We start from the raw sequence: 6,860 nt of genomic DNA, 5'->3' as shown, positions 1-6,860 counted from the left end.
GCAGGCCGCGCCGGTGAGCGTCGCGGCCTGACAGCGCGATGGAGGCGGGCCTTGAAATGCGGGCCCCCTGCCCGCACTGTGCCGCGATGCCTGATCCCGCTTTCACGCCGCCCAGCGCCACCCTTGTCCCCCCGGACGAAGCGCCTGTGCGCAAGGCCGGACGGCCAAGGCGGCTGACAACCAGCCAGGTGATTCAGGCCGCCATCGCCGTGGGACTGGAAGACCTGACCATGGCGAAAGTCGCCGAACGGCTGGGAGTGCGGGTCGCCGTGCTCTATAATTATGTGAAGAACCGGGAGGAACTGGTCAGCCTTGCCGCGCGGCACGCCATGGCGGGACAGTCCTTCCCGGAGGATGAGGGGCAGGATTGGCGCGCCTATGCCCGTGCCTATGCCCGCGCCGCCTACGGCCTTTTCCGCAGCGATGCGCAGCTTCTGCCGCTCCTCATTTCCGGCAAGATCAGCCCGGCGGCCAAGCTGGACAATGTGGAGCGCTGGCTGGAGGTGATGATGGCGCGCGGCTTCACGGCGGAGCGGGCGCTGTGGCTGCTGCATGCGATCGACGCCATCGTCATGGGATCGGCGGTTCTGGCGTCCCATGCCGCCGCTTACGCCGATGACTATCCCGCCGCCGTGCAGGACAGCATCGACGCCCGCCCGCGCGCCGAGCTTCCCTTGCTGAACGCCCATGCCGGACAGGTCACCGCATGCGCCGACCCGGCCAACTGGGAAGCGGCGATCGGCATGCTGCTGGAAACGGCGGGCGGATAATAAAAGAATATTGGTTCGAAAATAACGCTTGCCGCTCTCTTCCTTTCGCCTAGGATAATGCGCGACGCCGGGGAAAGCAGCCGATCAAGCAGGCTGCGCGGCATGAGGAGAGACGATCATGCGCATCATCGATGTGGACAGCCATTTCAATGAGCCGTCCGACTGGTTCGCCAAGGCCAATCCCGCGCTCGCCGCCAAGCTGCCCCGGATGACGGCGGCCGAACAGTTGCTGGACATCGTGGTGGGCGACCTGTTTTCATCCGTTCCGCCCGCCTTGCGGCCCGACCCGCTGACCCTGATCCCGGAGGTTATCGCAGAGGCCTATCGCAAGTCGCTGGAAGGCGGCGACCCGCCGCAGATCGCGATCGATTCGGGGTCCTACTCGCCTGAGGCCTATCAGCCCGAACCGCGCATCAAATGGATGGACCAGCGCGGCATCGACAAGCAGATCCTGCTGCCGTCCAACGGATACCACCCCTATCGCCACGCGATGCGCAACGCGCCCGAACTGGCGCTGGAAACGCTGGATACCTATAATCGCTGGTCCACCGAGCAGTTGCACGGCTATACCGACCGCCTGATCCCGGCGACCGTCATCGACCTGATGGACGTGGAATGGTCGATCGCGCAGGTCGTGGCCGGGCGCGAAAAGGGCGCGCGGGCGGTGTTCGTGAAGGCCGATCCGCATGGCGGCAAGGCGCTCAACCATCCCGATTTCGAGCCCTTCTGGGCCACATGCGAGGATCTGGGCGTCGCCATCCTGTTCCATGTCGGCGGCGGCCGGGCAGCGATGCATCCGGGATGGGCGAACAATGGCGGGGACATCGCGGCCTTCTACCGCATCGCCAACCTGTCGCGCCGCCTGGTGCCGCAACTTGCGGTCGCGTCGCTGATCTTCGGCGGTGTGCTCGACCGCTATCCAAGGCTGGCGGTCATCGTGTCGGAACTGGGCATCGACTGGCTGCCCGATTTCCTGGAAGCGATCGATCTGGAGGCCGATGAGAAGCGCCCCCGCATGCTGAGCTTCGCGCCCTATTCCTATCCGCTGAAACCCAGCGAATATGTGCAGCGGCAGGTGCGCGTGTCGGTCGTCCACCAGCAGGACGTGCTGCGCCCGACGATCGAGCGCGTGCCCGAAGGCATCATCGTCTTCTCGTCCGATTTCCCGCATATCGAGGGACATCAGGAGGCGGTCGCGCTCTACGACAAGCAGCTGGAGGGTTTGCCGCAATCGACGCGGGAGAGCTTCTTCGGCAAATCGGCGGCGGACCTGCTCGGCCTCTGACGGTCCGCGATGCTGCCCGCGATCAGCGGCGCGCCTTAGCCGGGGTTCATGTGGGCGACGCGTTCGTGCAGCCATTGGGCGACGGCTTCGATGCGCGGCAGCTTGCGCAGGTCTTCGTGGATGACCAGCCAGAAACTGCGCGTGATCTGAACGCTGCCCGCCAGCAGCGGCCGCAGGCCGGGGTCCCTGCGGCCGATAAAGTCCGGCAATATGCCGATGCCAGCGCTCTCCGCGATCATCCGGTGCTGCATGTTGATGCTGGTGGCGCGCAGATGCGCCTCCAGCCCGGCATGCACTTCATTGAGATAATCCAGTTCGGGCGAGAAGATGAAGTCGGGCACATAGCCGATCAGCGTATGGCGCAGCAGATCGGCGGGGCTGGCGGGCGCGCCATGCTGTTCCAGATAGGCGCTGGCCGCATAGAGGTGCAGCGCATAGTCGCCCAGCCGCTGGACGGAAAGCCGCCCCCTTTGCGGCCGGGCGAGCATCACCGCCATGTCCGCTTCGCGCTTGGACGGGTTGAGGAAGCCTGATGCGGAAATGAGGTCCAGCCGGATACCGGCATGGCGCGCATGGAAGCTGGCGAGGCCGGGGGCCAGCACCCAGGTGCCGAACCCTTCGGCCACGGACAGGCGCACCTGCCCCGACAGGGTCCGCGCCTTGCCGGTCGCTTCCTCCATCGCGGCGAGGGTGGCGCTTTCGACGCGCTCGGCATGGGCGAGCATCGCATGGCCCTGCTCCGACAGCAGCCGCTCCCCCATGCTGAGGTCGAACAGGCGCGCGCCCAGCGCCTTTTCCAACCGGCCGATCCGGCGCGTCAGCGTGGTGGGATCAAGGCCCAGCGAACGCGCGGCCGGTGCGATCTTGCGCGCCCGCGCCACGGCCAGGAACACGCGCATGTCATCCCAGTCGAACATCTGCTTCCTTCCCGCGCCTTGCTGCATTTTTGCAGCCCATGAATGCAACAATGCGCTATTGCATGCAAATGTGCTTAGGCCCAGAGACGAAGCAACCACAGGAGAGATCCGCCATGCGCGACATCAGCCATAAGATCGCCTTTTCCGGCCTGCCCGCCCCTGCCCGCTTCGGCGACGTGTTCGACCCGAACAGGGGCAGCGTGCAGGCGCGCGTCGCCCTGGGCGACCGGGCGCTGCTGGACCGCGCCGTGGAGGCCGCGAAGAAGGCCCAGCCCGCCTGGGCCGCCGTCAACCCGCAGCGGCGCGCGCGCGTCATGTTCGAATTCAAGGCGCTGGTCGAAAGGAACATGGACGAGCTGGCGCGTCTGCTCAGTTCCGAGCATGGCAAGGTGATTGCCGACGCGAAGGGCGACATCCAGCGCGGGCTGGAGGTGATCGAATTCTGCTGCGGCATTCCCCATGCGCTGAAGGGCGAATATACGCAGGGCGCGGGGCCGGGCATCGACGTCTATTCCATGCGCCAGCCGCTGGGCATCGGCGCGGGGATCACGCCCTTCAACTTTCCCGCGATGATCCCGCTGTGGATGTCGGGCGTGGCGATCGCGACCGGCAACGCCTTCATCCTGAAACCGTCCGAGCGTGATCCTTCCGTGCCGGTGCGGCTGGCGGAACTGTTTTTGGAGGCAGGGCTTCCCGAAGGCATCCTTCAGGTGGTGCATGGGGACAAGGAGATGGTGGACGCGATCCTGGACCATCCCGATATTGCGGCGGTCAGCTTCGTCGGATCGTCCGATATCGCCCATTATGTTTACAGGCGCGGGGTCGAGGCGGGCAAGCGCGTGCAGGCGATGGGCGGGGCCAAGAATCACGGCATCGTCATGCCCGACGCCGACCTGGATCAGGTGGTGAACGACCTGTCGGGCGCTGCGTTCGGATCTGCGGGCGAGCGTTGCATGGCGCTGCCCGTGGTGGTGCCGGTGGGGGAGAAGACGGCGGCCGCCCTGCGCGAAAAGATGCTGCCCGCGATCGAAGCGCTGCGGGTCGGCGTGTCGACCGATCCCGATGCGCATTATGGCCCGGTGGTCAGTGCCGCGCACAAGGCGAGAATCGAAAACTATATCCAGATGGGCGTTGACGAGGGCGCGGAACTGGTGGTCGACGGGCGCGGCTTTACCCTGCAAGGGCATGAGGAGGGCTTTTTCGTCGGGCCGACCCTGTTCGACCATGTGACGCCAACGATGCGGAGCTATCAGGAGGAGATTTTCGGGCCCGTGCTGCAAATGGTGCGCGCCGGAAGTTTCGAGGAGGCGCTGGCGCTGCCCAGCCAGCATCAATATGGCAATGGCGTCGCCATCTTCACGCGCAACGGCCATGCGGCGCGCGAGTTCGCCGCGCGGGTGAATGTCGGCATGGTCGGGATCAACGTTCCCATCCCGGTGCCGGTCGCCTATCACACTTTCGGCGGCTGGAAGCGGTCGGCCTTTGGCGACACCAACCAGCATGGCATGGAGGGCGTCAAATTCTGGACCAAGGTGAAGACGGTGACGCAGCGCTGGCCCGATGGCGGCGCAAGCGGCGAAAGCGCGTTCATCATACCGACGATGGGATGATCAGGCGGCAAAGGCGGAACAGCAGGACAGCATGACCAACCAGTTCGACCTGACCGGAGAGCAGCGCGAGATTCAGGAGCTTGCCCGCCGCTTCACCGCCGATGCGATCACGCCGCACGCCGCCGAATGGGACGAAAAGCATATCTTCCCCCGCGACACGATCCGCGCGGCGGCGGAACTGGGTTTCGGCGGCATCTATGTGTCGGAAACGTCGGGCGGCATCGGGCTGGGGCGGTTGGAAGCGGCGCTGATCATGGAAGCCATGGCCTATGGATGCCCGTCGACCAGCGCCTTCATCTCCATCCACAATATGGGCGCGTGGATGATCGACCGCTTCGGCAGCCAGGCGGTGAAGGACAAATATCTGCCCGATCTGGTGCCGATGGACCGCATGGCGAGCTATTGCCTGACGGAGGCGGGGTCCGGGTCCGACGCCGCCGCGCTCAAGACGCGGGCGGTGCGGGACGGCGATCATTATGTGGTGACGGGTTCGAAGCAGTTCATTTCGGGCGGCGGCGAAAACGACATCTATGTGACGATGGTGCGCACCGGCGGCGAAGGCCCCAAGGGGATCAGCTGCCTGATCATCGAAAAGGATATGGAGGGCGTCAGCTTCGGCGCGCAGGAGCGCAAGCTGGGCTGGCACAGCCAGCCTACCGCTCAGGTCAATTTCGACGGCGTGCGGGTGCCGCTGGAAAATCTGGTCGGGGCGGAGGGCGAAGGATTTCGCATCGCGATGATGGGGCTGGACGGGGGGCGGCTCAACATCGGCGCCTGTTCGCTGGGCGGGGCGCAGCGCTGCATCGATGAGGCGCTGCGATATACGAAGGAACGCCAGCAGTTCGGTCAGGCCATCGCCGGCTTTCAGAACACGCAGTTCACGCTCGCCGACATGCAGACCGAATTGGAGGCGGCGCGGATGCTGCTTTACGCCGCCGCCGTCAAGGTGACGGAGAATGCGCCCGACAAGACGCGCTTTGCCGCCATGGCCAAGCGGCTGGCGACCGATACGGGATCGGCAGTGGCGGACCGCGCGCTGCAACTGCATGGCGGCTATGGCTATCTGATGGACTATCCGGTCGAACGTTTCTGGCGGGACCTGCGCGTCCATTCGATCCTGGAGGGCACCAATCAGGTCATGCGCATGATCGTCGCGCGGGATATGCTGAAGCAATAGCGGAACGAAAGCCCCTGCGGCGCATGGATATGGAGCGGGAATGACGGATCAGCTTATCACCTTTGCCGATCATGGAGTGGGCCGCATCCGGCTGAACCGGCCAAAGGCGATCCACGCGCTCACGCCCGAAATGTGCGAAGCGGTGATGGACGCGCTGATCGCCTGGGCGAGCGATGACCGGATCGCCGCCGTGATGATCGATCACGCGGACGGCAGGGGATTTTGCGCCGGGGGCGACATCGCGCTGATCGCCAACAGCGCGAAGGGGGACTGCACGGAGGCCGAGCGCTTCTTCTTCCTCGAATATCGCATGAACCATATGCTGTTCAGCTATTCAAAGCCGGTCATCGCCTTCATGGACGGGATCGTCATGGGCGGCGGCGTCGGCATATCGCTGCCCGCCCGCTACCGGGTCGCGACCGAACGGACGACCTTCGCCATGCCTGAGACGGGCATCGGCCTGTTCCCGGACGTCGGCGGCGGCTGGTATCTGCCGCGCCTGCCCGGCCGCGCGGGCGTGTGGCTGGCGGTGACGGGGGCGCGGATCAAGGGGGCGGACTGCCTGGCGCTGGGCCTTGCCACCCATTATCTGCCATCCGGCCGGATCGAGGCGGCCAAGGAGCGGATCGTCGCCGATCCTTCGCGCATCTCCGGCATTCTGGACGCGTTGGCCGATGTCCCGCCCGCTTCGGAGTGGGAGGCGCGGCGGGCCGATATCGACCGCCTGTTCGCTTCGGACCGCTATGAGGACATATTGGCCGCGCTGGAGGCGGACGGATCGCCCTGGGCGCAGGAGCAGCGCGCCATATTGGCGTCCAAGTCGCCCCAGACGGTGAAGGTCGCCCTGCGGCAATTGGCGGAAGGCGCGGCCTTCACCGACTTTGCCGACAATATGCACAACGAATATCGCATCGCCTGCCATGTCATCCGCCGCCCCGATTTCGTCGAAGGCGTGCGGGCCGTCATCTTCGACAAGGACAATGCGCCGCGCTGGAATCCGGCCACGCCGCAAGAGGTCACGCATGATCTGGTTGACAGCCTCTTCGCTCCGCTGCCACCGGGCAGGGAATGGACGCCTCACCCGCAGACTGGAGCTTGACC

At 65.5% G+C, this 6,860-nt stretch carries 6 protein-coding genes; 5 read left to right on the top strand and 1 reads right to left on the bottom strand.

The annotated features are described in order from the left end of the window. Positions 1–86 precede the first annotated feature (86 nt). Positions 87–770: a TetR/AcrR family transcriptional regulator C-terminal domain-containing protein gene (locus L288_RS0121125; protein WP_021236715.1), complete on the top strand. Its 684-nt coding sequence runs from the start codon at positions 87–89 to the stop codon at positions 768–770. Between the two features lie 118 nt (positions 771–888). Then, on the top strand, positions 889–2,055 hold the full coding sequence (locus L288_RS24250) for an amidohydrolase family protein (protein WP_021236714.1): 1,167 nt from the start codon (positions 889–891) through the stop codon (positions 2,053–2,055). Between the two features lie 35 nt (positions 2,056–2,090). Here L288_RS24250 and L288_RS24245 read toward each other — a convergent pair whose 3' ends face one another. After that, positions 2,091–2,972 carry a LysR family transcriptional regulator gene (locus L288_RS24245; protein WP_021236713.1) on the bottom strand — a complete coding sequence of 294 codons (882 nt, stop codon included), beginning with the start codon at positions 2,970–2,972 and terminating at the stop codon, positions 2,091–2,093. A gap of 113 nt (positions 2,973–3,085) precedes the next feature. Here L288_RS24245 and L288_RS24240 point away from each other — a divergent pair, with 113 nt between their 5' ends. The 3 genes from L288_RS24240 to L288_RS24230 are packed head-to-tail and all read left to right on the top strand — an operon-like array spanning position 3,086 to position 6,858. Next, complete coding sequence (locus tag L288_RS24240; RefSeq protein WP_021236712.1) at positions 3,086–4,582, top strand: CoA-acylating methylmalonate-semialdehyde dehydrogenase; 1,497 nt, start codon at positions 3,086–3,088, stop codon at positions 4,580–4,582. Positions 4,583–4,613: 31 nt separating this feature from the next. Beyond that, positions 4,614–5,759 carry an acyl-CoA dehydrogenase family protein gene (locus L288_RS24235; RefSeq protein ID WP_031303792.1) on the top strand — a complete coding sequence of 382 codons (1,146 nt, stop codon included), beginning with the start codon at positions 4,614–4,616 and terminating at the stop codon, positions 5,757–5,759. A gap of 40 nt (positions 5,760–5,799) precedes the next feature. Beyond that, positions 5,800–6,858 carry an enoyl-CoA hydratase/isomerase family protein gene (locus L288_RS24230; RefSeq protein WP_021236710.1) on the top strand — a complete coding sequence of 353 codons (1,059 nt, stop codon included), beginning with the start codon at positions 5,800–5,802 and terminating at the stop codon, positions 6,856–6,858. The last annotated feature ends 2 nt before the right edge of the window (positions 6,859–6,860 follow it).

The sequence above is a fragment of the Sphingobium quisquiliarum P25 genome, assembly GCF_000445065.1.
Lineage (GTDB): Bacteria > Pseudomonadota > Alphaproteobacteria > Sphingomonadales > Sphingomonadaceae > Sphingobium > Sphingobium quisquiliarum.
The sequence above is the reverse complement of the archived record's forward strand: the minus strand, read 5'-3'. Positions and strand labels throughout refer to the sequence as shown.

What these genes read in the sequence shown, in the direction of transcription:
- L288_RS24235 (WP_031303792.1), top strand. Translation starts at nt 4,614, where the DNA reads ATGACCAACCAGTTCGACCTGACCGGAGAGCAGCGCGAGATTCAGGAG.
- L288_RS24245 (WP_021236713.1), bottom strand. Translation starts at nt 2,972, where the DNA reads ATGTTCGACTGGGATGACATGCGCGTGTTCCTGGCCGTGGCGCGGGCG.
- L288_RS24240 (WP_021236712.1), top strand. Translation starts at nt 3,086, where the DNA reads ATGCGCGACATCAGCCATAAGATCGCCTTTTCCGGCCTGCCCGCCCCT.
- L288_RS0121125 (WP_021236715.1), top strand. Translation starts at nt 87, where the DNA reads ATGCCTGATCCCGCTTTCACGCCGCCCAGCGCCACCCTTGTCCCCCCG.
- L288_RS24230 (WP_021236710.1), top strand. Translation starts at nt 5,800, where the DNA reads ATGACGGATCAGCTTATCACCTTTGCCGATCATGGAGTGGGCCGCATC.
- L288_RS24250 (WP_021236714.1), top strand. Translation starts at nt 889, where the DNA reads ATGCGCATCATCGATGTGGACAGCCATTTCAATGAGCCGTCCGACTGG.